28 protein-coding genes are annotated in these 25,190 nt (G+C 71.5%); 19 read left to right on the top strand and 9 right to left on the bottom strand.

All coding sequences use genetic code 11. The features are described from left to right. Positions 1-126 precede the first annotated feature (126 nt). The 3 genes from FHS38_RS30745 to FHS38_RS30755 form a co-directional block, all read right to left on the bottom strand. Entirely contained in the window at positions 127-582 is a 456-nt protein-coding gene (locus FHS38_RS30745) for a tellurite resistance TerB family protein (RefSeq protein ID WP_184739182.1), read from the bottom strand. A gap of 165 nt (positions 583-747) precedes the next feature. Further along, positions 748-1,782 (bottom strand): rod shape-determining protein, encoded by a 1,035-nt coding sequence (locus tag FHS38_RS30750; protein ID WP_184739184.1) that lies wholly within the window; start codon positions 1,780-1,782, stop codon positions 748-750. A 437-nt stretch (positions 1,783-2,219) separates the two neighbouring features. Next, positions 2,220-3,905, bottom strand: coding sequence for a bifunctional 3'-5' exonuclease/DNA polymerase (locus FHS38_RS30755; protein ID WP_184739186.1), 1,686 nt, complete (start codon positions 3,903-3,905; stop codon positions 2,220-2,222). Positions 3,906-3,995: 90 nt separating this feature from the next. Here FHS38_RS30755 and FHS38_RS30760 point away from each other — a divergent pair, with 90 nt between their 5' ends. Next, the gene (locus FHS38_RS30760; protein WP_184739188.1) at positions 3,996-4,340 is read left to right on the top strand and encodes a UBP-type zinc finger domain-containing protein; all 345 of its coding nucleotides are present in this window, start codon (positions 3,996-3,998) and stop codon (positions 4,338-4,340) included. 56 nt (positions 4,341-4,396) lie between these two features. Next, positions 4,397-4,897, top strand: coding sequence for a DUF1203 domain-containing protein (locus FHS38_RS30765; protein WP_184739190.1), 501 nt, complete (start codon positions 4,397-4,399; stop codon positions 4,895-4,897). A gap of 253 nt (positions 4,898-5,150) precedes the next feature. On the opposite strand, the gene rpsN is transcribed toward FHS38_RS30765, so the two are convergent. Further along, positions 5,151-5,456 (bottom strand): 30S ribosomal protein S14, encoded by a 306-nt coding sequence (gene rpsN / locus FHS38_RS30770; RefSeq protein WP_184739192.1) that lies wholly within the window; start codon positions 5,454-5,456, stop codon positions 5,151-5,153. Beyond that, positions 5,456-5,692 carry a 50S ribosomal protein L28 gene (gene rpmB / locus FHS38_RS30775; protein WP_184739194.1) on the bottom strand — a complete coding sequence of 79 codons (237 nt, stop codon included), beginning with the start codon at positions 5,690-5,692 and terminating at the stop codon, positions 5,456-5,458. Before rpmB ends, rpsN begins: the two co-directional genes overlap by 1 nt. A 75-nt stretch (positions 5,693-5,767) precedes the next feature. On the opposite strand from rpmB, the gene rpmG reads away from it, so the two are divergent. The 5 genes from rpmG (at position 5,768) to FHS38_RS30800 (ending at position 8,203) form a co-directional block, all read left to right on the top strand. Beyond that, on the top strand, positions 5,768-5,932 hold the full coding sequence (gene rpmG, locus FHS38_RS30780) for a 50S ribosomal protein L33 (RefSeq protein ID WP_130878325.1): 165 nt from the start codon (positions 5,768-5,770) through the stop codon (positions 5,930-5,932). A 5-nt stretch (positions 5,933-5,937) separates the two neighbouring features. Beyond that, complete coding sequence (locus FHS38_RS30785; protein ID WP_130878324.1) at positions 5,938-6,195, top strand: type B 50S ribosomal protein L31; 258 nt, start codon at positions 5,938-5,940, stop codon at positions 6,193-6,195. Next, the gene (locus FHS38_RS30790) at positions 6,192-7,409 is read left to right on the top strand and encodes a CobW family GTP-binding protein (protein WP_184739196.1); all 1,218 of its coding nucleotides are present in this window, start codon (positions 6,192-6,194) and stop codon (positions 7,407-7,409) included. Before FHS38_RS30785 ends, FHS38_RS30790 begins: the two co-directional genes overlap by 4 nt. A 153-nt stretch (positions 7,410-7,562) precedes the next feature. After that, positions 7,563-7,811: a 30S ribosomal protein S18 gene (rpsR, locus tag FHS38_RS30795; RefSeq protein WP_184739198.1), complete on the top strand. Its 249-nt coding sequence runs from the start codon at positions 7,563-7,565 to the stop codon at positions 7,809-7,811. 152 nt (positions 7,812-7,963) lie between these two features. Continuing rightward, positions 7,964-8,203: a DUF397 domain-containing protein gene (locus FHS38_RS30800; protein WP_184739200.1), complete on the top strand. Its 240-nt coding sequence runs from the start codon at positions 7,964-7,966 to the stop codon at positions 8,201-8,203. Between the two features lie 42 nt (positions 8,204-8,245). Here the strand turns inward: FHS38_RS30800 and FHS38_RS30805 are convergent, their stop codons facing one another. After that, a complete protein-coding gene (locus FHS38_RS30805) occupies positions 8,246-8,734 on the bottom strand; it encodes an ATP-binding protein (protein ID WP_184739202.1) in 489 nt (162 codons plus the stop codon). A gap of 310 nt (positions 8,735-9,044) precedes the next feature. Between FHS38_RS30805 and FHS38_RS30810 the strand changes: the two genes are divergently transcribed. The 6 genes from FHS38_RS30810 (at position 9,045) to FHS38_RS30835 (ending at position 14,774) form a co-directional block, all read left to right on the top strand. Beyond that, entirely contained in the window at positions 9,045-9,908 is an 864-nt protein-coding gene (locus FHS38_RS30810; protein ID WP_184739203.1) for a Sco1979 family transcriptional regulator, read from the top strand. A gap of 83 nt (positions 9,909-9,991) precedes the next feature. Then, the gene (locus FHS38_RS30815; protein ID WP_184739204.1) at positions 9,992-11,449 is read left to right on the top strand and encodes an aldehyde dehydrogenase family protein; all 1,458 of its coding nucleotides are present in this window, start codon (positions 9,992-9,994) and stop codon (positions 11,447-11,449) included. A gap of 128 nt (positions 11,450-11,577) precedes the next feature. Continuing rightward, a complete protein-coding gene (locus FHS38_RS30820) occupies positions 11,578-12,129 on the top strand; it encodes a DinB family protein (protein ID WP_184739205.1) in 552 nt (183 codons plus the stop codon). 93 nt (positions 12,130-12,222) lie between these two features. Beyond that, on the top strand, positions 12,223-12,819 hold the full coding sequence (locus FHS38_RS30825) for a PadR family transcriptional regulator (protein ID WP_184739206.1): 597 nt from the start codon (positions 12,223-12,225) through the stop codon (positions 12,817-12,819). 162 nt (positions 12,820-12,981) lie between these two features. Further along, positions 12,982-13,965, top strand: coding sequence for an efflux ABC transporter ATPase subunit, DrrA-related (locus FHS38_RS30830; protein ID WP_184739207.1), 984 nt, complete (start codon positions 12,982-12,984; stop codon positions 13,963-13,965). Continuing rightward, positions 13,962-14,774: an ABC transporter permease gene (locus FHS38_RS30835; RefSeq protein WP_184739208.1), complete on the top strand. Its 813-nt coding sequence runs from the start codon at positions 13,962-13,964 to the stop codon at positions 14,772-14,774. Before FHS38_RS30830 ends, FHS38_RS30835 begins: the two co-directional genes overlap by 4 nt. 124 nt (positions 14,775-14,898) lie before the next feature. Here the strand turns inward: FHS38_RS30835 and gad are convergent, their stop codons facing one another. Beyond that, complete coding sequence (gene gad / locus FHS38_RS30840) at positions 14,899-16,320, bottom strand: glutamate decarboxylase (protein WP_184739209.1); 1,422 nt, start codon at positions 16,318-16,320, stop codon at positions 14,899-14,901. Positions 16,321-16,527: 207 nt separating this feature from the next. After that, on the bottom strand, positions 16,528-16,890 hold the full coding sequence (locus FHS38_RS30845; protein ID WP_184739210.1) for a YbjQ family protein: 363 nt from the start codon (positions 16,888-16,890) through the stop codon (positions 16,528-16,530). 222 nt (positions 16,891-17,112) lie between these two features. Here FHS38_RS30845 and FHS38_RS30850 point away from each other — a divergent pair, with 222 nt between their 5' ends. After that, positions 17,113-17,811, top strand: coding sequence for a DedA family protein (locus tag FHS38_RS30850; RefSeq protein ID WP_184739326.1), 699 nt, complete (start codon positions 17,113-17,115; stop codon positions 17,809-17,811). Positions 17,812-17,956: 145 nt separating this feature from the next. Then, positions 17,957-19,651, top strand: coding sequence for a threonine/serine exporter family protein (locus FHS38_RS30855; protein ID WP_229822823.1), 1,695 nt, complete (start codon positions 17,957-17,959; stop codon positions 19,649-19,651). Between the two features lie 84 nt (positions 19,652-19,735). On the opposite strand, the gene FHS38_RS30860 is transcribed toward FHS38_RS30855, so the two are convergent. Then, the gene (locus FHS38_RS30860) at positions 19,736-20,233 is read right to left on the bottom strand and encodes an inorganic diphosphatase (RefSeq protein WP_130878794.1); all 498 of its coding nucleotides are present in this window, start codon (positions 20,231-20,233) and stop codon (positions 19,736-19,738) included. Between the two features lie 134 nt (positions 20,234-20,367). On the opposite strand from FHS38_RS30860, the gene dacB reads away from it, so the two are divergent. The 4 genes from dacB (at position 20,368) to hpt (ending at position 24,968) form a co-directional block, all read left to right on the top strand. Beyond that, positions 20,368-21,849 carry a D-alanyl-D-alanine carboxypeptidase/D-alanyl-D-alanine endopeptidase gene (gene dacB / locus FHS38_RS30865; RefSeq protein ID WP_229822824.1) on the top strand — a complete coding sequence of 494 codons (1,482 nt, stop codon included), beginning with the start codon at positions 20,368-20,370 and terminating at the stop codon, positions 21,847-21,849. A 153-nt stretch (positions 21,850-22,002) separates the two neighbouring features. Further along, positions 22,003-23,133 carry an Rv3626c family coenzyme F420 biosynthesis-associated protein gene (locus FHS38_RS30870; protein ID WP_184739213.1) on the top strand — a complete coding sequence of 377 codons (1,131 nt, stop codon included), beginning with the start codon at positions 22,003-22,005 and terminating at the stop codon, positions 23,131-23,133. Positions 23,134-23,321: 188 nt separating this feature from the next. Further along, complete coding sequence (gene tilS, locus FHS38_RS30875; protein WP_184739214.1) at positions 23,322-24,338, top strand: tRNA lysidine(34) synthetase TilS; 1,017 nt, start codon at positions 23,322-23,324, stop codon at positions 24,336-24,338. Positions 24,339-24,428: 90 nt separating this feature from the next. Then, complete coding sequence (gene hpt, locus FHS38_RS30880; protein WP_130878793.1) at positions 24,429-24,968, top strand: hypoxanthine phosphoribosyltransferase; 540 nt, start codon at positions 24,429-24,431, stop codon at positions 24,966-24,968. Positions 24,969-25,190 lie beyond the last annotated feature (222 nt).

Raw genomic sequence — 25,190 nt, forward strand, 5'->3', positions numbered from 1 at the left:
TCACCCCGCCCGCTGTGGGACCGGGCAGGCCGCTGTGAGACCGGGCCCGCCCGGTCTCACAGCGCGCACGCGTATCCCGGAGGTCTTCTCAGGGACCGACGGTCTTCGAGGAGACCGATGGTCTTCTCAGAGGTCGAACTCGGCGGGGTTGATGCCGAGCGCGTAGCAGACCTCGCGGACAACGGCCTGCTCGGTCTTGTCGAAGTCGCCGTCGGCGCCGCCGATGACAATGCCGATCTGGACGACGGCACGCGCCTCCACCGGCTTCTTCTGGACCTTGCCGATGGTCTGCATGACGCTGACCTTGCCGAAGTCGAAATCGACCGTCAGCTTCTGGCAGTAGTCGTTGAAACGCGCCTGCAAATCGTCGGCGGGGAAGTTCTTCAGCACATCGTTGGTGGCGATGAGTGCGGCGACCCGCTGCCGCTCGGAAGCGTCGATCGAACCGTCAGCGGCCGCCACCAGAGCGCACATCGCCATGCTCGCGTCACGGAACGCCCCACTCTTGAGGTCGTTCTTCTTCGCCATCAGCTGGCCCTGCATCGTGGTGGCCGAGTCCTTGAGCCGGTCCCAGAGCGCCATGTGCCATCTCCTCGTAAACAAATAGGGGTGCACTGGTGAGAACTGTTCCGGACGGTAAAGAAGTTCCCAAGGTGGCGCTTTGGATTTATGGCACCGTCGATTCACGGCCGAACCGCCTTCGGCGAAGGCGGAAAGACGGTCGGTGTCAGAGGAAATCGGTCCAGGTCAGGAGGGGTCCACTTCCAGCGGGTCCAGGTGCATCGGCTGGACCTTGCCCTCCATCATCGCGCCCAGTCCGGCCACCGAGCACACGTCGGGGTCCTTCGCGATCTGCACGGACATCCCGGTGCCGGTCCTGATCATGGAGTCCAGGCCGGGCAGCACCGCGCTGCCGCCCGCGAGCGTCAGGCCCCGCACCCCGAGGTCCGCCACCAGGTCCGGCGGGCACTCGCGCAGGACCCGGCTGATGGCGTCGAGCACGGCGGTGAGCGGAGTGTTGATCGCCTCGCGGACATGGGCGGTGCTCACCCGGACGGTCCGGGACAGCCCTGTGGCCACGTCCCGGCCGCGCACCTCCGTGCCTTCCGGCGGCGGGACCGCGCGCAGCGCCAGGTGCAGCGGGTGCAGCCCCTGGGTCGGCAGCATCAGCTCGTGCTGGTTGCGCACGTGCTGGACCACCGCGTAGTCGATGGCGTCCCCGCCCACGAGCACCTTCTCGGCGGCCACGATCGACCCCAGCGACAACACCGCCACCTGGGTCGACGCCGCACCGCACACCACGATCATCGACGCCTCGGGCTGCTCTACCGGCAGCCCGCAGCCGACGGCGGCGGCGATGAGGGTGTCGACCAGCTCGACCCGGCGCGCGCCGATCCCCGTCAGCGTCTCGACGGCCGCGCGCTGTGCGAGCGGATCGGAGTCGTGCGGAATGCAGACGGCGGCCCGCAGCACGGGACTGCGCCGCCAGGCCTTGCGCAGCTTCTGGCTCACGAGGTGGCGCAGCATCCGCTGGGCCATGTCGATGTCGACGACCGTGCCGCCCGAGATGGGCCGCACGACGCGGATGTGCTTGGGGGTGCGGCCCGCCATGCCGTCGGCGAGGGAGCCGACCGCGATCAGCGACCCGGTGTGGGTGTTGAGCGCGACGATGCTCGGCTCGTCCACGACCAGGCCGGTGTCCTTGAGGTAGACGCGCGTTCTGGCCGCACCGAGGTCGACGGCGACGTTACAGCGGCGCAGCTGCTCAAGGCCGAACGTCATGGCAGGTCCTCCCCAAGGGGCCGAGGGGTTGCGTTCCGCCGTGCGCGGCGGGCTCTGCCGTCATCGTGCGCGGCGTGGCGCGGGAGTGCCCGTTGGGATGCGCCGCATGGGGTGACGTCCTGTCAGGGTCGGGGTGACGGCCTGGTCCGATCGGGTGGCCCGCGGTCTGCCGTGCTGCGCCGTCCGCACCACCGCTGCGCGGCGGTGTCCTCAATCGCCGGACGGGCTGGTATGGGATGAGCCCGGCCCCATCAGCCCGTCCGGCGTGTGAGGACGCGCCCGCAGGGCGCCTGCCGCCGCAGGCGGCAAAGACGGTCGGTAGGCGAAGGTCCGCCGGTCAGGCGAGAGGCGGCAAAGGCGGTCGGTAGGCGAAGGTCCGCCGGTCAGGCGAGAGGCGGCAAGGACGGTCGGCAGTCGAAGGTCCACCCGGACGCCCCCTACTCCTTCGCGTCCGCGTAGCACTCCACGACCGCCGTGGTGAAGGGGAAGCGGACCGGGGTGCCGTCGAAGACGGCGTCCCCGGCGCGGTCCGAGGCGGTGCGGATGGCCGCGGTGACGGCCTCCGCCTCCTCCTCGGGGCAGTGCACGATGACCTCGTCGTGCTGGAAGAAGACCAGCTCGGCGCGGAGGTCCGCGAGCTCCTGGCGGAGCGCGGCGAGCAGGACGAGGGCCCAGTCGGCGGCGCTGCCCTGGACGACGAAGTTGCGGGTGAAGCGGCCCCGGGCGCGGCTCGCCGGGGTGCTGCCGTAGCCGCCGCCCTCCCCCGTGCCGTCGGTCTCCTGGGGGAGCCCCGCCTCCTCGGGCGCGGCCGACGAGGCCGGCGGGCAGGTGCGGCCGAGCCAGGTCCGTACGAGCCGGCCCGCCTCGCCCGCGCGCGCCGCGTCGTCGACGTACGCGACGGCGGCGGGGAAGCGGCGGCGCAGATCGGCGAGGTGCTTGAGGCCGTCGCCCGAGGTCTGGCCGTAGACCGCGCCGAGCAGGGCGAGCTTGGCCCGCTCGCGGTCGCCCGAGAACGCCCGGTCGGACAGGGCGGCGTAGAGGTCCCGCTCGTCGGCCGCGACCTCCATCAGCCCCGGGTCGCGGGAGACGGCGGCCAGGATCCGCGGCTCCATCTGGTCGGCGTCGGCGACGACGAGCCGCCAGCCGGGGTCGGCGACGACCGCGCGCCGGACGACCTTCGGGATCTGGAGCGCGCCCCCGCCGTTCGTGGTCCAGCGGCCGGAGACCGCGCCGCTCGGGACGTACTCGGCGCGGAACCGCCCCTCGCGCACCCACGTCTGGAGCCAGGACCAGCCGTGGGCGGTGTGCAGGCGGTAGAGCTTCTTGTACTGCAACAACGGCTCGACGGCCGGGTGGTCGATCTCCTTGAGCTCCCAGGCGCGGGTGGAGGACAGGGAGATCCCCTCGCGGGCGAAGGCCTTGACGATGTCGGCCGACAGATCGGGCCTGACCCGCACGCCGCCCCCGAAGGCCCGCGACACCTCCTCCGCCAGCTCGGTCAGCCGCCGGGGCTCCAGGCCGCCGGGCAGGCGCTCGCCGAGCAGCTCCGACAGCAGCGCGCGGTGCACGTCGGCACGCCAGGGCATGCCCGTTCGGTTCATCTCGGCCGCGACCAGCGTCCCCGCCGACTCGGCGGCGATCAGCAGCCGCATCCTGCCGGGGTGCTCGGTGGCGTCCGTGCGGGCCAGCTGCCCGGCGTAGACCTCCAGGAGCGCGTCCAGCTGCCCGATGCCCGCGGGCAGCGGAACCGGGCCCGGCTCGAAGAGGGACGGCTGGCCACCGGCCGCGCGGGCGGGCGGATCGGCGGGCACGGGCAGGCCGCGCAGCCGCGCCCAGGCCGCCGCGAGCGAGCGGGGCTGGCCCGACTGGCCCTCGGCATGGCCGGTCAGCAGCGCCTCGGCGGCCTCCACGTCGTAGCACCGCGGGACGCGGACGCCCGCGGCGAGCAACCGCGGATACATTTCGGCCGTGGACCGCCACACCCAGCGCTCCACGTCCGGCCGGGCACGCACGGCGGCGGCCGGATCGGAGGCGGATTCCACCGGACCGGCCGGTCTGCCCGCAGGGTCGAGCGGGCAGAGACGAACACCCCCGTCGCCCGCCTCTGCCACCGCCCATCTCACGTCCGTGAGTCTGCCAGGGGGGTCTGACAATGGCCGCTGACCTTGTGCTTCGCCGTGCGACCAACCGCCGTCCGGCCTACGCTCGAAGCCATGAGCGAGCCGAGTGAGTCGAAGGACTGGCAGGTCGCCGCCGACGTCGAGGGGAAACCCACCCGGCGGGACTGCGCCCACCTGGGCGAGGTCCGCGAGGTGACGCCGAGCAGCACGGAAGGCTGCGAGGACTGTCTGCGCATCGGCAGCAGCTGGCTGCATCTGCGCGAGTGCCTCGCCTGCGGCCATGTGGGCTGCTGCGACAGTTCCCCCAACCGGCACGCGAGCGCGCACGCGCGTGGGCAGAGCGGTCACGATGTCGCCCGTTCCTTCGAACCGGGCGAGGACTGGGCGTGGTGCTACGCCGACCAGCTGTTGCTGCTGCCGACGGGCGGCGGGCGCTGAGCTCGACGTCCGATGACCGCCAGCGATCGGCCGGGCGGGCTGCGGATGCTGAGCTCATGGACACGACTTATGAGGCCCGGGCCATCGCCCCGGCCGTCTTGCGAGAGCTCCGGGAACGGGACGACGCCGGTGTGACCAGGCAGCCCCTCACCGACCCGGAAGGCGGCGCCCCCCTGCGCTGCTGCCTGCGGCACAGCGAGCAGGGCGAGCGGATCCTTCTGGTCTCCTACGCGCCCCTGCGCCGCTGGGCGGCCGAAACGGGCGCCGAGCCCGGGCCCTACGACGAGCGCGGGCCCGTCTTCATCCACGCCGACGACTGCGCCGGCCAGACCTCGGGCCCCGGCTATCCGGTAGAGATGCACGGCGGGCGCCGGGTGCTGCGCGCGTACAACCGGGAGGGCCGCATCCTCGGCGGGACCCTGATCGAGCTCCCCCAGGAGCGGGCGGCGGAGGTGGACGGGGTCCTCCGCGACGTCCTCGCGAACCCGGAGGTGGCGCTGGTGCACGTCCGCGCGGTGGAGTTCGGGTGCTTCATGGTCGAGATCCGCCGTGGTTAGCCGTGTCCGGCGGATCGGATGACCGGACGCCGTCCGCCGTGTCCTGCGCACCACCGCTGCGCGGCGGTGTCCTCAAACGCCGGACGGGCTGGAATGGGCTGAGCTCAGCCGAAACCAAGCCCGTCCAGCGCAGGCGGCAGGACCGGCCCGCAGTCAAAATCAAGCCCGGCCGGCGATTGAGGACGCGGCCGCAGGCCGCTCGCCGCCGCAGGCGGCAAGCCCGGCCCGCGGCCGAAACGGCAAGTGCGAACCCCTACCAGCTCGACTTGCGCACTCCCGGCAGGAACCCCGCGTGCGCCTGCTCGCGCAGATTCACCCGGGAAAGCCCGAACGTCCGCAGGTATCCGCGCGGACGTCCGTCAACCGAGTCCCTGTTCCGTACGCGCGTGGCACTCGCGTCGCGAGGCTGGCGCCGCAGCTCGCTCCGCGCTGCCAGCCGCTCCTCCTCCGGCGTGTGCGGATTGCGGATGACCGCCTTGAGCAGGGCTCGGCGGGCCGCGTAGCGGGCGACCGTCAGACGGCGCTGTTCGTTCTTCGCGATCTTGCTCTTCTTCGCCATCAGACACGACCCCCACGGGCGCGGATGCGGGCGACGGCGGCCTCGATGCCGATCACGTCGACGGTCTTGAGGCCCTTCGCGCTCAGCGTGAGCCGCACGTGGCGGCCCTCGCTCGCGAGCCAGTAGCGCTTGCGCTGGATGTTGGGGTCGAAGCGGCGGCCGGTGCGCCGGTGCGAGTGGGAGATGGAGTTGCCGAAGCCGGGCTTGCGGCCGGTGAGTTGGCAGTGGGCGGACATGGATCAGACCTCCGGTCCTCGGGTGGCCCTCCCGGGCCTAATGAAAATGGAAACCATTTCTGTATAGTAGCCCGTATGGCCCGCAACGAGCTACGCCCCGTCATCAAGCTCCGGTCCACCGCCGGGACCGGCTTCACCTACGTCACCCGCAAGAACCGCCGTAATGACCCCGACCGCCTGGAACTGCGGAAGTACGACCCGGTCGTCGGCCGTCACGTCACCTTCCGAGAGGAGCGCTGAGCGCCATGAAGCCCGGAATCCACCCCGCCTACGGGCCCGTCGTCTTCCGCGACCGGGCCGCGAACTACGCCTTCCTCACCCGTTCCACCGCCACCAGCGACAAGACGGTCGAGTGGGAGGACGGCAACACCTACCCCGTCATCGACGTCGAGATCTCCTCGGCGAGCCACCCCTTCTACACCGGCACCGCCCGGGTGATGGACACCGCCGGCCGCGTGGAGCGCTTCGAGCGGCGCTACGGCAAGCGCGAGGGCCGCCGATGACCGCGCCGCATCCGCTGCCCGTGGTGCTGGTCGGCGGACTGCACGCCGACGCCCGGCGGGCCACCGTCGACCGGCTCCTGCGCACCGCGCCGGGCAGCGTCGCGCTCCACCACGACCTGGCGACGGCCGCGGAGGGGACGGTCCGCCGCACGGTGCGAGACGGCTCCGGAGTCCGGGACGAGGGCGAGACGCCGCTGGTCAACGACTGCGCGTGCTGCGCCCTGCGCGAGGACCTGATGCCGGAGCTGGAGCGGCTCGCCCGCGCCGGTGACTGCCGGCTCGCCGTCGTCGAGCTGTGGGACTCCGTCGAGCCCAGGGCCATGGCCGAGGTCGTCGTGGCCTGCGGCGGTGACGACGTCCGGCTGACCGGAGTGTTCACGGCCGTCGACCCCGCCCTCGTCCTGCCCTACCTGGGCTGCGGCGACGACCTCGCCGAGTTCGGGCTCGCGGCCGCGTCGAGCGACCGGCGCACGGTGGCCGACACCTTCGCGCGGCAGCTGGAGTACGTCTCCGTGCTGGCGCTGACGGAGGACGGCGAGGGCGGGCCGAAGGCTCCCGCCGCCGACGCGAACCGGGTGACGGAAGGGCAGGACGTCGAGCCGGCCGACGCCGCCGACTTCGCGCTGCTCACCCAACTCGCCCCGGCCGCCCGGCACATCCGGAACGACTCGGTGGAGCTCGCCGCGGCCGCCGTCGCCGGTTTCGACGTGGAGGCGGCCGCCGCCCGGCAGCACCCGGCCAGCGCGCTGCTGCCGCAGACCGCCGACACGGACGGGGTCGCCACGCTCGTATGGCAGCGGCGCAGGCCCTTCCACCCCGGGCGGCTGTACGCGGCGCTGGAGGACCTGAGCTGCGCCGCGGCTCGCAGCCGGGGGCGGTTCTGGCTCGCCGACCGGCCCGACACGCTGCTGTCGTGGGAGGCGGCGGGCGGTGCGCTGCTGGTGGAGGACGTCGGGCCGTGGCTCGCCGCCCTGCCGGACGCCGCCTGGGAGATGGTGCCCGCCACCCGCCGGGTGGCCGCCTCGCTGGACTGGCACCCCGAGCACGGCGACCGCACCCAGCACCTCACCTTCACCTCGCCGGGGCTCGACACCGACGGGCTGACGTCCCTGCTGGAGTCGTGCCTGCTCACGGACGCGGAATACGAGGCGGGACCGGAGGAGTGGCGCCGGCTGTCGCGCGCTTTCGACGAACTCCTCGATCCGGTCAGTTGATCGGTCAGTTGATCCGGTCTGCTGTTGCGGCCGGTTGTTCCGGCCGGTTGTTGCGGCCGGTTGTTCCGGCCGGTGGTTCCGGTCCGCTGAGCGGACCCTTTCCTTCCCCCCCCCAATTCCCGAACGATCTCTTCCCGAAAAAGGACCTCGCCCATGGCTCGCCGTCCCGAGCACCGCAAGAACCTCAAGCCCCGGCCCAATCCCCTGGACGCCGCGGGAATCACGTACATCGACTACAAGGACGTCGATCTGCTGCGGAAGTTCATTTCGGACCGCGGGAAGATCCGCAGCCGGCGCGTGAGCCGTGTCACCGCCCAGCAGCAGCGGCAACTGTCCCGGGCGATCAAAAACGCCCGTGAGATGGCCCTTCTGCCGTATTCCTCTTCCTCCGCGGCGAAGTAGTGACGGACTCTGCCGCGAAGTAGCGATGGGAACACCCTGTGTGCACGTGCATCGGCTCATGCAGAAGCACATGAACGCAGCTATGATCCGGAGCAGTTGTCGTCCCCGAATCCGCGGCCGGGGATGCCCCTGCAACTCTCCGGGAGAGTCCAGTGCCCCAGGCGTACAACGGCATGGCCGCATCGGACATCGAAGATGTCGTCTGGCAGAAGAGCCGGCATTCCAACTCCCAGGGCTCCTGCGTGGAGTTCGCCAAGCTGCCGGGCGGCGGGATCGCCATGCGGAACTCCCGCTTCCCTGACGGCCCCGCGCTCGTCTACACGCCGGCCGAGATCGAGGCCATGCTGCTGGGTGTCAAGGACGGTGAATTCGACCACCTGGCACGCGACTGACGCCCCTCGTGTACGACCGGGCGTCACGCCCGGTCGCACGCGTCAGTCGCGTGGCAGGCGGAACAGCGCCCACACGACCTTGCCGTGCAGGGCGCCGGCCAATGGGTGCCAGCCCCAGCCGTCGCTGAAGGACTCCACCAGGAACAGACCCCGGCCGCGCTCGTCGGCGGCCTCGGCCTGGCTCGCGACCGGGCTCTCCTCGCTCGGATCGCGCACGGCGCACACCAGCCGCGATGTCCAGCGCATCAGATGCAGCCGCACCGGCGGTTCGTAGCCCCCGTGGCCACGGTCGTCCGGCAGGGCGTAGCGCATGGAGTTGGTCACCAACTCCGAGACGACCAGGGCGACATCGTCGAACAGTCCGTGCAGGCCCCACTGGTGCAGCGTGGTCCCGGTGAACTTCCGGGCCGTCCTGACCGCTTCGAACCGTGGTGGCAGGGCACAGGACGCCGAATTCGAGACGGCGGATGAGTCGATCGCGGGCAGCCCTCGCCACAGGGGAGAGAGCACAGTCGATCCTTCGGTACCCATCCGAGGCACTCCTGGCAATCGTGGACGTGACGTGCACGTGTGCGAGGCCCATCGTTCCCAATGCGCACGGCGGATGCAAGGGCAGATGCACGTGCACGCGGGGGTTTTGGGGGCGCACAGGGGGTTTGGTGCCCAATTTTCCTGCGCCCTCCCGGCTATGTGTACCGGCCGACTCCGGTACGAGTCCGGTCTCGGTAACCGGATAGACACTCAACGAAGCCTGAAGGTGGCAGACTTCGGCGCCGGGGGAACGGGGGTCGCCCTCAGAAGGGTGCGGAAACGTCAGGCCGGGACAGGAAGGGTCGCAGAGATGGCCACGAGCGAGTCGAGCGGTTCCGTGGTGCGCCGCATACTCCTGGGCTCACAGCTCAGGAGGCTGCGCGAGTCGCGTGGCATCACGCGCGAGGCAGCCGGGTACTCGATCCGTGCGTCCGAGTCGAAGATCAGCCGGATGGAGTTGGGCCGGGTGAGCTTCAAGGCGCGTGACGTGGAGGATCTCCTCACGCTCTACGGGGTCACGGACGACGCGGAGCGCGAGGCCCTGCTGGGCCTCGCCCGCGAGGCCAACGTCGCCGGGTGGTGGCACAGCTACGGCGATGTGCTCCCCGGCTGGTTCCAGACGTACGTCGGGCTGGAGGGAGCCGCCTCGTACATAGGGATCTACGAGGTGCAGTTCGTGCACGGCCTGCTCCAGACCGAGGGCTACGCCCACGCCGTCGTCGTGCGCGGCCAGCCCGAGGCCCACGAGGCCGAGGTCGAGCGCCGCGTCTCGCTGCGCATGGAGCGCCAGAAGCTCCTCTTCTCCGAGCGCGCACCCGTCTTCCACGCCGTGCTGGACGAGGCCGCGCTGCACCGCCCGTACGGCGGCCCGGAGGTCATGCGCGAGCAGCTCCAGCACCTCGTCGACATATCCGAGCAGGCCAACGTCACGCTCCAGGTGATGCCCTTCGCGCACGGCGGGCACGCGGGGGAGAGCGGCGCCTTCACCATGCTGCGCTTCCCCGAGTCTGACCTGTCGGACGTGGTGTACCTGGAGCAGCTCACCAGTGCGCTCTATGTCGACAAGGCCGAGGAAGTGGCGCAGTACGCGCGGGTGATGGAGCGGCTGCACGACGACAGCCTCTCCCCCTCCCACAGCAGGGACCTGTTGAGGCGGCTCCTTCAACTCTTCTGACACATCAGTACGATGACGTTCCATCAGGAGTCCGCACCTCGAACGGGCGTCACGGGCGCCCCGGTCCGCAGACAGGATGGCGCATGTCCTACTTCGACGAGTTGGCGTTCCAGTACATCGACGGCGAATGGCGGGCCGGCAGTGGCTCCTGGGACATCGTCGACTTCAATCCGTACGACGGCGAGAAGCTCGCCTCCATCGCCGTCGCCAGCGTGGCCGAGATCGACCAGGCGTACCGTGCCGCCGAGCGCGCCCAGCCCGCCTGGGCGGCCACCAACCCGTACACCCGCCGGCTCGTCTTCGAGCGGGCGCTGCGGATCATCGACGAGCGCGAGGAGGCGCTGACCGAGGCGATCACGGCCGAGGTCGGCGGCACGGCCGTCAAGGTGGCCTTCGAGCTGCGGCTGGTCCGGGAGTTCCTGCGCGAGTCGCTGCACCTCGCGCTGCTGCCCGAGGGGCGCGTCCTGCCCTCCCCGGACGACACCAAGGAGAACCGCCTCTACCGGGTGCCGGTCGGCGTGATCGGGGTGATCAGCCCGTTCAACTTCCCCTTCTTACTGTCGATCAAGTCCGTCGCCCCGGCGCTCGCGCTCGGCAACGCCGTCGTCCTCAAGCCGCACCAGAACACCCCCATATGCGGCGGCGGCCTGGTCGCCAAGGTCTTCGAGGAGGCCGGGCTGCCGCCCGGTCTGCTCAACGTCGTCGTCACCGACATCGCCGAGATCGGTGACGCGCTCATCGAGCACCCCGTGCCGAAGGTCATCTCCTTCACCGGCTCCGACCGGGTCGGCCGCCACGTCGCCACCGTCGCGGCCTCGCACTTCAAGCGCACGATCCTCGAACTGGGCGGCAACAGCGCCCTGATCGTCCTCGACGACGCCGACCTGGACTACGCCGTCGACGCCGCCGTCTTCAGCCGCTTCATCCACCAGGGGCAGGTCTGCATGGCCGCCAACCGGGTGCTGGTGGACCGGTCGGTCGAGGCCGAGTTCACCGAGAAGTTCGTCGCCAAGGTCAGGACCCTCAAGGTCGGCGACCCCGCCGACCCGGCCACCCACATCGGCCCGCTCATCAACGCCGGCCAGGCCGAGGGCATCACCACCCTCGTGGAGCAGACCATCGCGGACGGGGCCACCGCCCTGCTGCACGGCGAGTCCGACGGCACGCTCGTCGGCCCGTCGGTGCTGACCGGTCTCGCGGCGGACTCCCCGGTCCTGGGGCAGGAGATCTTCGGCCCGGTCGTGCTGATCATCCCGTTCGACGGCGAGGAGGAGGCGGTGCGGATCGCCAACGACACCCCGTACGGGCTGAGCGGCGCCGTCCACACGGGCGACATCGAGCGGGGTGTGCGGGTGGCCAAGCGCATCGACAGCGGCATGATCCACGTCAACGACAGCACGGTCCACGACGAGCCGATCGTGCCCTTCGGCGGCGAGAAGCACTCGGGCGTGGGACGGCTGAACGGCGAGGCCGTGGTCGACGCCTTCACCACCACCAAGTGGATCTCGGTCCAGCACGGGCGCAGCAGATTCCCGTTCTGATCCGTGCGCCCGTCCGACCCGGTTTCCGGACTCGTGCGGGTTGAGGACAGAAGTTGACCGCATGGGGTCCTACTTTTGAGGCATCGCGAGAGAGCGGCGCGAGACGACGGCCCGAAAGGCAGGACCCCATGGTTACGCACGTGATCGAGAAGAACCCCTCCGACGAGCGCGGCACCCTGCTGGCGTTCGTGGAGGCCCAGCGCGGCGGTCTGCGCCGGGCGCTCCTCGGGCTGAGCGAGGAGCAGGCGGCGGCCACGCCCAGCGCGAGCGAGCTGTCGCTGGGCGGCCTGCTGAAGCACGTCGCCGAGACCGAGCACAACTGGGTGCGGATGGCACAGCAGTTGCCGCCCGAGATCGAGCGGACCATGGCGACCTGGTCGGACAGCTTCCGGCTGACCGAGAGCGAGAGCGTCGCGGGGACGCTCGCCTACTGGGACAGGGTCGCCGAGGAGACCGAGCGGTTCATCCGTTCCGTCGACAGCCTGGAGCAGACCTTCCCGCTGCCGGAGGCCCCCTGGTACCCGCCGACCTCGCAGGTGTCGCTGCGCTGGCTGCTGCTCCACCTGGTGGAGGAGATCGGCCGGCACGCGGGCCACGCGGACGTCATCCGCGAGTCCCTCGACGGCAAGACCGCCTTCGAGCTGGTGGCCGAGGCGCAGGGGGCGCCCGGCCAGGGCTGAGCCGGGCGGGGGACCCGTTCCGCCTAGTCTGGGCGTCAGGGCCGCGCAGGTGTGCCGCGGAGCAGGCGTGAACAGGTGGAATGAGGAAAGACGATGTCGGCGATCCGGCTGTTGGTGCTGGGGGCGGTGCGGCAGCACGGGCGCGCCCACGGCTATCAGGTGCGCAACGACCTGGAGTTCTGGGGCGCGCACGAGTGGTCCAGCGCCAAGCCCGGATCGATCTACCACGCGCTCAAGCAGATGGCCAAGCAAGGGCTGTTGATCGCGCACGACATCGCCCCGAGCGAGGCCGGCGGCCCCCCGCGGACGGAGTACGAGCTGACGGGGAAGGGCGAGGAGGAGTACTTCACGCTCCTGCGCGAGGCCCTCTCCTCCTACGACCAGAAGGTGGACGTCCTCAGCGCGGGAGTCGGATTCATCGTCGACCTGCCGCGCGCCGAGGCCATCGCGCTGTTGAAGCGGCGGGTGGAGTCGCTGGAGGCGTGGCGGTCCGAGATCGGCAGGCACTGGACCCCGGGCGAGGGCCAGGACTGGGGCCACATCGGCGAGATCATGGGCATGTGGGTGCACACCGCGGAGAGCGGGGCGCAGTGGACCCGCGGACTGATCGAACGCCTGGAGGGCGGGGCCTACGTCATGGCGGACGAGGGCGATCAGTGGAAGGGCATCGTCACCAGGGGGGAGCAGTGACCCGGCGGCCGGGAGCGCGCTGAGCGCCGACGGGGCCCCGGGCCCCACCGACAGAACGGCGGACCCACCGACAGGACTCATTAATCAAGTTTGACTAGCTCGGGATCCAGGAGTAGCTTCGGGCGCGTAGTCAAGTTTGACTACCGATCGGAGGAGAGCGCATTGACTGACACCGATCACGCGATCGTTGTCGAAGGACTGCGGAAGACGTACGGGAGGAAGCACGCCCTCGACGGTCTGGACCTCACCGTCCCGCGCGGCACCGTCCACGGGCTGCTCGGCCCCAACGGGGCCGGCAAGACCACGACCGTCCGTGTCCTCGCCACCCTGCTGCGACCCGACGCCGGCCGGGTCGAGGTGGCCGGACGCGACGTGGTGAGCCACCCCGACGAAGTCCGCCGGCGGATCGGGCTGCTCGGCCAGCACGCCGCCGTGGACGAGGAGTTGAGCGGCCGTCAGAACCTCGACATGTTCGGCAGGCTCTACCACCTCGGTGCCCGCCGGGCCGCCGCCCGCGCCGAGGAGCTGCTGGAGCGGTTCGCCCTGGCCGACACCGGACGCAAGCCCGTCGGCCGCTACAGCGGCGGCATGCGCCGCCGCCTCGACCTCGCCGCCGCGCTGATCCTGGCGCCCGAGGTGCTCTTCCTCGACGAGCCCACCACCGGCCTCGACCCGCGCGGCCGCACCGAGGTGTGGGAATCCGTGCGCTCCCTGGTCGACGGCGGCACCACCGTGCTGCTGACCACCCAATACCTGGAGGAGGCCGACCAGCTCGCCGACCGGATCTCCGTCGTCGACACCGGCAAGGTCATCGCGGCGGGCACCCCCGACGAGCTCAAGGCACGGCTCGGCGGCGACCGCATCGACGTCGTCGTGCGCGACGCCGGCCGACTGGCCGCCGCCGCATCCGTCGTGGCCATGGCCGCCCGCGCGGCGGCCGTCACCACCGACCCCGACCGCCGACTGATCAGCGCACCGGTCACCGACCGGATGGGCGCCCTGACCGAGACCGTACGGGCGCTCGCGGCGGCCGGCATCGAGGCTGCGGACATCGCACTGCGCCGCCCGACGCTCGACGAGGTGTTCCTGCACGTCACGGGGGCGGCACCGGCCGGCGCCGAAGCGAAGGAAGGAGCGGCCGCATGACACACGTCCCCGCACCGGCACACCCCTCGGCATGGGTCCTCGCCGATTCCTGGACCATGACCCGGCGCGGCCTCGCGCACTGGGCACGGCAGCCCGTCCAGGTGCTCGTCGGCCTCGCCTTCCCGGTCATGCTGCTGCTGATGTTCGCCTACTTCCTCGGCGGCGGCATGACCGTCCCGGGCGGCGGCGACTACAAGGAGTTCCTGGTCCCCGGCATGCTCGCGCTGACCATGGCCTTCGGCCTGGAGGGCACGATGGTCGCCGTCACCCAGGACCTCAACAAGGGCGTCATCGACCGCTTCCGGTCCCTGCCGATGGCTCCCTCCGCCGTACTCGTCGGCCGCAGCGCCTTGGACATGCTCCAGTCGGTGCTCAGCCTGCTCGCGATGATCGGCGTCGGGCTGCTGATGGGCTGGCGCTGGCACGACGGCCTCGGCAACGCCCTCCAGGCGATGGGGCTGCTGCTCCTGCTGCGGTCCGCGATGCTGTGGCTCGGCATCTACCTGGGGATGGTGGCGGGCAAGCCCGAACTCGTCCAGGCCGTGCAGATCCTCATCTGGCCGGTCGGCTTCCTCTCCAACGTCTTCGCGTCCGCCGAGACCATGCCCGGCTGGCTCGGCGCCGTCGCCGAGTGGAACCCGATGTCGGCCACGGCGGCCGCCGTCCGGGAGCTCTTCGGCAGCCCCGGGGCGGACGGCGGCTCCTGGGCGGCCCAGCACGCCCTGTCGATGGCGGTGGCCTGGCCGCTGCTCCTGCTCGCGGTCTTCGTGCCGCTGGCCCTGCGGCGCTACCGGGGGCTGGGGCGGTGAGCCGGGCCCGGCGGGCCGGGACGTCCGTACGCGCTCCGGCGGTCGCGTACGACCCGCCGGGCGGTGGCGGCCGGTGGTCCGGACGCCGTGGACCGGGGGAGGCCCGCCGGGCAGGCGGCTGCGCTCAGTGATGGAAGGCGGTGGCGACGGCCTGCGGCCGGTCCAGCGGTCCCGGCTGTCGCCGCAGCTCCGGCAGAAGGGTGCCCAGGTCGTCGAGGAACAGCTCGGCGAGGTCGAGCGAGAAGCCGTTGCGGCAGACGACACGCAGCACCGACAGGTCCTCCCGGTTCGCGGGGAAGGTGTAGGCGGGCACCAGCCAGCCGCGCTCCCGCAGCCGCCGCGACACGTCGAACACGTCGTAGCTCGTGATGTCGTCGGCCGTCGTGAACGCGAAGACGGGCAGCTCGTCGCCGCGCGTCAGCAGCCGGAAGTCGCCGAGTGCCTCGATCCGGTCGGCCAGCGTGCGGGCCACGTCACGGGTGTTCTGCTGCACCGCCCGGTAGCCCTCCCGGCCCAGCCGCAGGAAGGTGTAGTACTGCGCGGCGACCTGCGCGCCCGGCCGGGAGAAGTTCAGCGCGAAGGTCGGCATGTCCCCGCCCAGGTAATTGACGCGGAACACCAGCTCCTCGGGCAGCGCGGCGGCGTCCCGCCACAGCGCCCAGCCCACGCCCGGGTAGACCAGCCCGTACTTGTGCCCGGAGGTGTTGACCGACGCGACGCGCGGCAGCCGGAAGTCCCACACCAGCTCCTCGTCGAGGAACGGCGCGACCATCGCGCCCGACGCGCCGTCCACATGGACCGGGACGTCCAGGCCCGTGCGCTCCTGGAGGTCGTCCAGCGCCGCGCAGATGTCGGCCACCGGCTCGTAGGACCCGTCGAAGGTCGAGCCGAGCACGGCGACGACCCCGATGGTGTTCTCGTCGCAGAGCGCCGCGGCCCCGGCGGGGTCGAGGTGGAAGCGGTCGCCCTCCATGGGCAGCAGCCGGGCCTCGACCTCCCAGAAGTTGCAGAACTTCTCCCAGCAGACCTGGACGTTCGCGCCCATGACGAGATTGGGCCGGGCGCCGGCCGACGGATAGCGGTCCGCGTTCGCGAGTGCCCAGCGCCGCTTGAAGGCCATCCCGGCGAGCATGCACGCCTCGCTCGACCCGGTGGTCGAGCAGCCCACGGCCGAGGCCGGGTCGGGCGCGTGCCAGAGGTCGGCGAGCATCCGCACACAGCGCTTCTCCAGCTCCGCGGTGCGCGGGTACTCGTCCTTGTCGATCATGTTCTTGTCCCGGCAGTCGGCCATCAGCACGCCGGCCTGGGGCTCCATCCAGGTGGTGACGAAGGTCGCGAGGTTGAGCCGGGAGTTGCCGTCCAGCATCAGCTCGTCGTGGACGAACTGATAGGCGGCGTGCGGGGCCATCGGCCCGTCGGGCAGGGCGTGGCGCGGTGGCTCCGACGCCATGCCGCCGAGCGGGTCGGCCTCGCCGTAGAAGGGGTTGACGGAGAAGCCCCGCTCGGAGGCGCCCGTCCGGTCGTCCGTGCCCTTGTGCAGTGCCATGATCCGCGCGTACCCCTCAGCCCGACCGGCATGTACCTTTCGCTATCGCGACAATACGGGTCAAAGTGGGGCTCGGTATGGGTGTAGGGCGGTTCGTGTGACGGTGGCCGGGGCCAGTGAACGGGGCTCTGCCCCGGACCCCGGTCCTCAATCGCCGGACGGGCTTGAAACGCGGCCAGGCTTGAAGCGCGGACGGACCCCGAACGGCTAAAGCGGTGAGATCACCACTGCCGTGCCGTACGCGCAGACCTCCGTGCCCACGTCCGCCGCCTCCGTCACGTCGAAGCGGAACATCAGCACCGCGTTGGCGCCGCGGGCCCTGGCCTGCTCGACCAGGCGCTCCATCGCCTGGTTGCGGGTCTCGACCAGGGTCTTGGTCAGGCCCTTGAGCTCGCCGCCGATCAGGGACTTCAGGCCCGCGCCGATCTGGCTGCCGACGTGCCGGGAGCGGACCGTGAGGCCGAAGACCTCGCCGATGACCTTGTCGACCCGGTAGCCGGGCACGTCGTTCGTCGTGACCACCAGCACATCGGACTGGCTCTGCCCGCCGCCGAAATCCTCGATGCCCATCGCGTGCACCTCCGTGTTGTGCAGTTTTGCCGGTTGTCGACCGAGACGCACGCCGGGCCCGGAACGTTGCGCCGACCGGGTGTACCGCCCCGGCAACCCTCTGGAACCAGGAGCCGGGCGGTCGCGTTGATAACTTGGGGCCGCACACACGCCTCCCCCCGCCTGTGCCCGGGCCTCGCACGAGCCTGCGCCTCGACCCAGGAGCCTGTCCCCGTGACCCCCATGACCACCCTCGCGCTCGGCCCCCAGTGGCTGGACCCGGACTACCTGATCGGTGAGTTCGGTCTCTACGGCGTGCTGGCCATCGTCTTCGCCGAGTCGGGCCTGCTCATCGGCTTCTTCCTGCCGGGAGACTCGCTCCTGTTCACCACCGGCCTGCTGGTCACGGCGGGCACGCTGGACAAGCCGCTGTGGCTGGTCTGTCTGCTCGTCGTGCTCGCCGCCGTCCTCGGCGACCAGGCGGGCTATCTCTTCGGGCGGAAGGTCGGCCCGTCGCTCTTCAAGCGCCCCGACTCGAAGATCTTCAAGCAGGAGAACGTCGAGAAGGCCCACGAATTCTTCGAGAAGTACGGGCCGAAGTCCCTGGTGCTGGCCCGCTTCGTGCCGGTGATCCGGACGTTCACGCCGATCATCGCGGGCGTCGTCCGGATGAACTACCGCTCCTTCCTGATCTTCAACATCATCGGCGGCACGCTGTGGGGCGCCGGCGTGACGCTCCTGGGCGCCGCGCTCGGCAACGTCGCGTTCGTCAAGACGAACATCGAGGCGATGCTGGTCGCAATCGTGCTGATCTCGGTCGTCCCGATCGCCATCGAATTCCTGCGTGCCCGCTCCAAGGCGAAGAAGGCGCCCCCGGTCTCCGGAGGCGGCCCCGAGGACGGCCGTCCGCCGGCCCAGCGCGGCCGGCACGCCAAGCGCTGATCCCGCCGACGAGCGCCCCGCTGCGGTCCCGACCCCGGTCGCGACAGCAGCGGGGCGCTTTCGTCCGCATGTGCGGACCCCCATTGGGCACACGCGTCACTGATCGTGCATGGTGGCCGTAAACAGGGCGGGCGTACGAGGAGCAGTGGTGGCGGATCGGCAGCGGGGCGGCAGCAGCGCCTCGGACGCGGAGACGGTCGAGGACCGCAAGCCGCAGTCCGACGAGGCGCACAGCGCCTTCACCCCGCCGCTGGGCGTGCCCCTGCCGGCCCCGCCGGAGGACGAGCACCCCACCTCCGAGTTCGCCGTGCCCGAGGGCGTCGCCCCCGAGCCGGAGAGCGAGCCCGAGGGCTCGGCCTTCACCCTTCCTCCGGGCACCGCCGGGCCGAGCACGACCCAGGGGACGCCGTACGCGGCCTTCACACCGCCCTACGGCACGCCCAAGGTCAACCTCACCAAGGAAGTGCCCTGGCAGGACCGCATGCGCACCATGCTGCGCATGCCGGTGGGGGAGCGGCCGGCCCCCGAGCGGCCCGGGAAGCCCGACGAGGCCGGCCCCGCCGTCCCGCGCGTGCTCGACCTGACCCTGCGCATCGGCGAGCTGCTGCTCGCCGGCGGTGAGGGCGCCGAGGACGTCGAGGCCGCGATGTTCGGCGTCGCGCACGCCTACGGGCTCGACCGCTGCGAGCCGACCGTCACCTTCACCCTGCTGACCGTGAGCTACCAGCCGTCCCTCGTCGACGACCCGGTCACCGCCAACCGCACGGTCCGCCGCCGCGGCACCGACTACAACCGGCTCTCCGCCGTCTTCCGGCTCGTCCACGACATCACCTCGCAGGGGCTCACCCTGGAGGAGTCCTACGGCCGTCTCGCCGAGATCCGCCGCAACCGCCACCCCTACCCGGGCTGGGGGCTCACCGTCTCCTCCGGGCTGCTCGCGGGCGCCGCGTCCATGCTCGTCGGCGGCGGGCTCGTGGTCTTCCTCGCGGCGGCGGCCGGAGCGGTGCTCGGCGACCGGCTGGCCTGGCTGGCCTCGGGGCGCGGACTGCCGGAGTTCTACCAGTTCGTCGCGGCGGCGATGCCGCCCGCCGCGATGGGCGTCGCGATCAGCGCCAGCCACCCGGACGTCCAGGCGTCCGCGGTGATCACCGGTGGGCTGTTCGCCCTGATCCCCGGGCGGGCGCTCGTCGCGGGCGTCCAGGACGGTCTGACGGGCTACTACATCACCGCCGCCGCACGGCTGCTGGAGGTCGGCTACCTCATCGCGGGCATCGTCTGCGGCGTGCTGATGGTCCTCTACGGGGGCGTGCACATCGGCGGCGCCGGGACGCTCGATCCCGAGGCGGCGCTGGAACACGTGGAGCGGCCCGTCGTCCAGATCATCGCGGCGATGCTGCTGGCCCTCTCCTTCGCGGTGCTGCTCCAGCAGGAACGTCACACCGTGCTGTGGGCCACGGTCAACGGCGGCGTCGCCTGGGTCATCTACGCGGCCCTCGCGGACACGGCCGAGATGGACCCGGTGCCCGCCACGGCCATCGCCGCCGGGGTCGTCGGCCTCTTCGGCCAGCTGCTGTCCCGCTACCGGTACGCGTCCGCGCTGCCGTACGTGACGGCGGCCATCGGCCCGCTGCTGCCCGGTAGTGCCACGTACTTCGCGCTGCTGAACTTCGCGAAGAACGAGCTGAACGCCGGCATCGCCAGCCTCACGAAGGCCGCGGCGCTCGCCTTGGCCATCGCCATCGGGGTGAATCTCGGTTCCGAGATCGCCCGGCTCTTCCTCAAGGTCCCGGGCCCGCCCGCGCCGGGGCGCCGTGCGGCCAAGCGGACCAGAGGGTTCTAGCTGTGTCCTCAATCGCCGGACGGGCTGCAAACAGCCTGTCCGGCGATTGAGGACCGGGGTCCGGGGCGGAGCCCCGGTAACCACTCAGTGGTGCGAGCCGCCCGCGGCCTCGAGGCGCTTGTACGAGGCCTCGATCTCGGCCTCGGCCTCGGCGCGGCCGACCCAGTCGGCACCCTCGACGGACTTGCCGGGCTCGAGGTCCTTGTAGACCTCGAAGAAGTGCTGGATCTCGAGACGGTCGAACTCCGACACGTGGTGGATGTCGCGCAGGTGCTCCACGCGCGGGTCCGACGCGGGGACGCAGAGCAGCTTGTCGTCGCCGCCGGCCTCGTCCGTCATGCGGAACATGCCGATGGCGCGGCACTTGATGAGGCAGCCCGGGAAGGTGGGCTCGTCCAGGATGACGAGGGCGTCCAGCGGGTCGCCGTCCTCACCGAGGGTGTTCTCGACGAAGCCGTAGTCGGCCGGGTAGCTGGTCGAGGTGAAGAGTCGGCGGTCCAGACGGATGCGACCGGTCTCGTGGTCCACCTCGTACTTGTTCCGCGAACCCTTCGGGATCTCGATGGTGACGTCGAACTCCACGGGTGGCTCCTTCATGATCAACACATGCGTCTGGGTGCTTCGCGCTACCGGGGGCGGGTGCCGTGCTCTCGGCAAAGCGCAGTGGTTAAGTGTCCCTCACGCAGGTGTGTGGTGGCGAAAGGGGCTGGTCCGTAGTGCCTGAGGCCAGAACGTGGCAGTTCAGGTGGTGGCGGAACGCCCCACAAGAGCAGCGGCGGACCGTGCGGTTCGTCGCGGTGTCCGCCGTGACGGGCCTCGTGGTCGCGACCGGCGCGGTGGCGGCCGCCGGTCCCTGGGACTCGGGTCAGCGTAAGGCCGAGCGCGCCCGCTCCGCCGCGGGATCGGCGACGCGTGGCGAGCGTCACGCCGAGGCCCGCGTCCCCCTCGCGGACCCGGTCCTCGCCTCCCTCGGCGGGCAGCCCGGCGCGACGGGCGGAAAGTCCGGCCGCGCCGCCGCCCCGGCACCCACCCGGAACGGCCTGACCGACACGCTGAAGCCGCTGCTGGACGACGGCGGTCTGGGCCCCGACCGCTCGGCGTCCGTGGTCGACGTCGCCACCGGCGAGCAGCTCTACGGCGCCGACCAGGACACCGCCTACACCCCCGCCTCCACGGTCAAGCTGGCCACGGCGGCCGCCGCGCTCTCCGCGCTCGGACCCGACCACCGCATCGACACGACGGTGGTGACGGGCAAGGACGGCATGGTGCTCGTCGGCGGCGGCGACCCGACCCTCACGGCCCGGCAGGGCACGGCGGACGCGAGCCTGCGGACCCTGGCCGACGCCACGGCCCGCGCCCTCAAGGCACGCGGCACCACCCGCACCAAGCTCGCGTACGACACCTCCCGCTACGCCGGGCCCGCGCAGCACGTCATCGGCCCGAACGAGAACATCGCCCCCATGAGCGCCCTCATGATCGACGAGGGCCGCCAGGACGACTCCGACCGCGGCCCCGCCGAGCGCAGCGCCGACCCGGCCGCCGACGCGGCGGGGGAGTTCGCCTCCCTGCTGCGCGAGCGAGGCGTCGAGATCGACGGCGACCCCGCCGGCGGCTCGGCACCGGCGAAGGCGGAACGTATCGCCGCGGTCTCCTCCCCACCGCTGTCCGCCTTGGTCGAGCGGACCCTCACCAACAGCGACAACGACATCGCCGAGGCCCTCGCCCGCCAGACCGCGCTCGCCTCCGGCCAACCGGCGAGCTTCGAGGGCGCGGCGAAGGCCGTCACCGACCGCCTGACCGCACTCGGCCTGCCCATGTCCGGCGCCCACATCGCCGACGGCAGCGGCCTCGACCGCGCCGACCAGGTCTCGGCGGCCCTCCTCTCCCAACTCCTCGCCCGCGCGGCGGACCCCGGCCACCCGGAGCTGCGTCCGGTCCTCACGGGGTTGCCGGTGGCGGGCTTCAGCGGAACGCTGCGCTCGCGCTACGGGGTCGATGACCACGCCGCGGGCCGTGGCACGGTGCGTGCCAAGACGGGCACGCTGACCGGGGTGAACTCCCTGGCGGGCACGACGGTCGACGCGGACGGCCGACTGCTGGCCTTCGCGTTCCTGACCTCCGGCACGGGTGACCCTGACGGTGCGCAGCGGGCGCTCGACAGCCTTGCGACTGCCGTCGCGGGCTGCGGTTGTCGTTGACCTTTCCCGCTGCGCGCAGCGGACACGGCCCCGCGCAGCGGGAAACGGCGCCGCACCCGGCAAGGTCAAAGCCCCGCGCAGCGGAAGGGCAGGCCGGGACCGGGACCCGTAACCCCTAACCGCCAGCCGTGCGCAGCACGTACCGTGAAGGCCATGACGAGCCTCGGTGGTGCGGAGATGGTCGACTGGAAGCTCGCGGTGGCGACCGCGACCCGGCTCGTGCGGCCGGGGCCGGAAGTGAGCCGGGACGAAGCGCGGGCGATCGTCGCCGAGCTGCGGCGGCACGCGAAGGCGTCGGAGGGGCACGTCCGCGCGTTCACGCGAATGGCACCACCGGTCAAGGACGGCGACGCCTTCGCGGGTGACACCCCCGTGCTCGTCGTGGACCGGGCCGGGTGGATCAAGGCGAACGTCGAGGGGTTCCGGGCGATCCTCGGGCCGTTGCTGGAGAAGATGCAGGACCGCCGCAACGGCACGAGCACGGCCGTGCTCGGTGCCGTCGGCGGCAAGGTGACCGGTGTCGAGCTGGGGATGCTGCTGTCGTTCCTGGCGTCCAGGGTCCTCGGCCAGTACGAGACGTTCGCCCCGGGCACCGGTGACATCCCCGGCGCTGGAGGCGGCCGGCTGCTGCTCGTCGCGCCGAACATCGTCCACGTCGAGCGCGAGCTCGAAGTGGACCCGCACGACTTCCGGCTGTGGGTGTGCCTGCACGAGGAGACGCACCGGACGCAGTTCACGGCCGTGCCCTGGCTGCGCGCCCACATCGAGGGTGAGATCCAGTCGTTCCTGGGCGAGACCGAGGTCGACCCGGCGACGCTGCTGGAGCGGCTGCGCGAGGCCGCCCAGTCGCTGGCGGGCGGCAGGCCGGAGGGCGAGGACGGCGGCGCGCCCAGCATCGTGGATCTGGTCCAGACGCCCGCGCAGCGGGAGATCCTGGCCCGGCTGACGGCCGTGATGTCGCTGCTGGAGGGGCACGCCGACTACGTCATGGACGGTGTGGGGCCGCAGGTCGTACCGTCGGTGACGGAGATCCGGGAGAAGTTCCAGCAGCGGCGGGCGCGCGGCGCCGGCCGGCTGGACGCGGCGCTGCGCAAGCTGCTCGGACTGGATGCGAAACTCCGGCAGTACCGCGACGGCGAGCGGTTCGTGCGGGCCGTGGTCGACGAGGTCGGTATGGACGGGTTCAACCGGGTATGGACTTCGCCCAACACCCTCCCGACCAAGGCGGAGATCGCCAAACCCGCGGACTGGGTCGCGAGGGTGCACCGTAAATCCGAGAAGTAATTCGAACACGCCCCCTGTGGGATGAACGCCCCCGTAATCACCCGTCCGAGGGACCGTGAGCCAAGGGTGGGCGTGCGATGCTCGGGTAAAGGCTCGCTTCTGTCACCATCGACGCACACAGCGTGACTGATGCTCGAAGCTCGCACAGCTCCGAACCCCCTCCATTTGGAACGATTGGACACAGGGACATGGGTCCACATCCCGCGGTCGCCGCGATACGCCTGGCGGTCCGCCGCGTACTCCACGACGTCCTCACCCTCGCTCCGCCCGTCGCCGTGCCCTCCGGGGACCGCCGACCGCTCGTCCTCGTCGCCTGCTCCGGCGGCGCAGATTCCATGGCGCTCGCCTCCGCCCTCGCCTTCGAGGCCCCGAGGCTCGGGGTCCGGGCCGGCGGGGTCACCGTCGACCACGGTCTCCAGCACGGCTCGGACCTCCGCGCCGCGGAGGTCGTCAGCCGCCTCGCCGCCTTCGGTCTCGACCCCGTCGAGGCCGTGACGGTGACCGTGGGCAGGGAGGGCGGCCCCGAGGCCGCCGCCCGTGACGCCCGCTACGCCGCCCTGGACGCCGTCGCGGAGCGCCACGGCGCCGCCGCGGTGCTCCTCGGCCACACCCGGGACGACCAGGCGGAGACCGTGCTGCTCGGGCTCGCCCGCGGCTCGGGCATCCGCTCGCTGTCCGGCATGGCCGTCGCCTCCGGGGCCGGTGGCCGCTACCGCAGGCCCTTCCTCGGTCTCGACCGGCAGACCGCCCGCAAGGCCTGCATGGTCCAGTCGCTCCCCGTCTGGGACGACCCGCACAACGAGGACCCGGCGTACACCCGCTCCCGGGTCCGCCACGAGGCGCTGCCCGTGCTGGAGAAGGCGCTCGGCAAGGGCGTCGTCGAGGCCCTCGCCCGCACCGCCCGGCTCTCCCGGGACGACGCGGACGCCCTCGACGCCTGGGCCGCCGACGTGGAGCCCTCCGTACGCGACGAGACGGGCGCCCTGGAGGCCGCGAAGCTCTACGGGCTGCCCCCCGCGGTCCGTCGCCGCGTGCTGCGCCGCGCGGCCATTTCGGCGGGCTCCCCGGCGGGTTCGCTCTTCGCCCGGCACATCGAGGAAGTCGACCGGCTGATCACCGGTTGGCGCGGCCAGGGGGCCATCAACCTGCCCGGGCGCGTCGCGGTTCGCAGGCAGGGTGGCAGACTGGTCCTCCGGCAGGGCTGATTCGAACGAGCAGCGAACGAGCCTCGGCTCGCCACGGATGAGCCGGATGAGCCTTAAACAAGCGGAGTGGCGCGGGTGGACGACAAGGACATGGGCACCGACCTCAAGTCGGTGCTCATCACCAAGGAAGAGATCGACGCGAAGCTGGCCGAGCTGGCGGCGGAGATCGACGCGGAGTACGCGGGCAAGGACCTGCTGATCGTCGGTGTCCTCAAGGGCGCCGTGATGGTCATGGCGGACCTGGCGCGCGCGCTGTCGACGCCCGTGACCATGGACTGGATGGCCGTGTCCTCGTACGGCGCGGGCACGCAGTCCTCCGGCGTGGTCCGGATCCTCAAGGACCTCGACACCGACATCAAGGGCAAGCACGTCCTGATCGTCGAGGACATCATCGACTCCGGCCTGACGCTGTCGTGGCTGCTGTCGAACCTGGGCTCGCGCGAGCCCGCGTCCCTCAAGGTCGTCACCCTGCTGCGCAAGCCGGAGGCGGCCAAGGTCGCCATCGACGTGAAGTGGGTCGGCTTCGACATTCCCAACGAGTTCGTCGTCGGTTACGGCCTGGACTTCGCGGAGAAGTACCGCAACCTGCCCTTCGTGGGCACGCTCGCGCCGCACGTCTACGGCGGCTGAGCCATCCGGCCCCGGACCGGGCCCCACTCCGACGGGCGGGAACCGACCGACGGTTCCCGCCGTTGGAGCATGCGAAGGCGGTTCTGTTGACCGTCTCCGGCAGCGTCGGGTGACAATGCTGGGGTACCGTCCGAAGGTCGGTCTTTTCAAGCATTACTTTTCAAGCACTGCAAGGTCGAGCAGAACACCGTACGCACAGGCACCCCGATCAGGGGCGGCCGT

Source organism: Streptomyces netropsis (assembly GCF_014203545.1).
Lineage (GTDB): Bacteria > Actinomycetota > Actinomycetes > Streptomycetales > Streptomycetaceae > Streptomyces > Streptomyces netropsis.

Coding starts and splice junctions, on each gene's coding strand:
- FHS38_RS30745 (WP_184739182.1), bottom strand. CDS start 582: ATGGCGCTCTGGGACCGGCTCAAGGACTCGGCCACCACGATGCAGGGC.
- FHS38_RS30750 (WP_184739184.1), bottom strand. CDS start 1,782: ATGACGTTCGGCCTTGAGCAGCTGCGCCGCTGTAACGTCGCCGTCGAC.
- FHS38_RS30760 (WP_184739188.1), top strand. CDS start 3,996: ATGAGCGAGCCGAGTGAGTCGAAGGACTGGCAGGTCGCCGCCGACGTC.
- FHS38_RS30765 (WP_184739190.1), top strand. CDS start 4,397: ATGGACACGACTTATGAGGCCCGGGCCATCGCCCCGGCCGTCTTGCGA.
- rpsN (WP_184739192.1), bottom strand. CDS start 5,456: ATGGCGAAGAAGAGCAAGATCGCGAAGAACGAACAGCGCCGTCTGACG.
- rpmB (WP_184739194.1), bottom strand. CDS start 5,692: ATGTCCGCCCACTGCCAACTCACCGGCCGCAAGCCCGGCTTCGGCAAC.
- rpmG (WP_130878325.1), top strand. CDS start 5,768: ATGGCCCGCAACGAGCTACGCCCCGTCATCAAGCTCCGGTCCACCGCC.
- FHS38_RS30785 (WP_130878324.1), top strand. CDS start 5,938: ATGAAGCCCGGAATCCACCCCGCCTACGGGCCCGTCGTCTTCCGCGAC.
- FHS38_RS30790 (WP_184739196.1), top strand. CDS start 6,192: ATGACCGCGCCGCATCCGCTGCCCGTGGTGCTGGTCGGCGGACTGCAC.
- rpsR (WP_184739198.1), top strand. CDS start 7,563: ATGGCTCGCCGTCCCGAGCACCGCAAGAACCTCAAGCCCCGGCCCAAT.
- FHS38_RS30805 (WP_184739202.1), bottom strand. CDS start 8,734: ATGGGTACCGAAGGATCGACTGTGCTCTCTCCCCTGTGGCGAGGGCTG.
- FHS38_RS30810 (WP_184739203.1), top strand. CDS start 9,045: ATGGCCACGAGCGAGTCGAGCGGTTCCGTGGTGCGCCGCATACTCCTG.
- FHS38_RS30815 (WP_184739204.1), top strand. CDS start 9,992: ATGTCCTACTTCGACGAGTTGGCGTTCCAGTACATCGACGGCGAATGG.
- FHS38_RS30820 (WP_184739205.1), top strand. CDS start 11,578: ATGGTTACGCACGTGATCGAGAAGAACCCCTCCGACGAGCGCGGCACC.
- FHS38_RS30825 (WP_184739206.1), top strand. CDS start 12,223: ATGTCGGCGATCCGGCTGTTGGTGCTGGGGGCGGTGCGGCAGCACGGG.
- FHS38_RS30835 (WP_184739208.1), top strand. CDS start 13,962: ATGACACACGTCCCCGCACCGGCACACCCCTCGGCATGGGTCCTCGCC.
- gad (WP_184739209.1), bottom strand. CDS start 16,320: ATGGCACTGCACAAGGGCACGGACGACCGGACGGGCGCCTCCGAGCGG.
- FHS38_RS30845 (WP_184739210.1), bottom strand. CDS start 16,890: ATGGGCATCGAGGATTTCGGCGGCGGGCAGAGCCAGTCCGATGTGCTG.
- FHS38_RS30850 (WP_184739326.1), top strand. CDS start 17,113: ATGACCACCCTCGCGCTCGGCCCCCAGTGGCTGGACCCGGACTACCTG.
- FHS38_RS30870 (WP_184739213.1), top strand. CDS start 22,003: ATGACGAGCCTCGGTGGTGCGGAGATGGTCGACTGGAAGCTCGCGGTG.
- tilS (WP_184739214.1), top strand. CDS start 23,322: ATGGGTCCACATCCCGCGGTCGCCGCGATACGCCTGGCGGTCCGCCGC.
- hpt (WP_130878793.1), top strand. CDS start 24,429: ATGGGCACCGACCTCAAGTCGGTGCTCATCACCAAGGAAGAGATCGAC.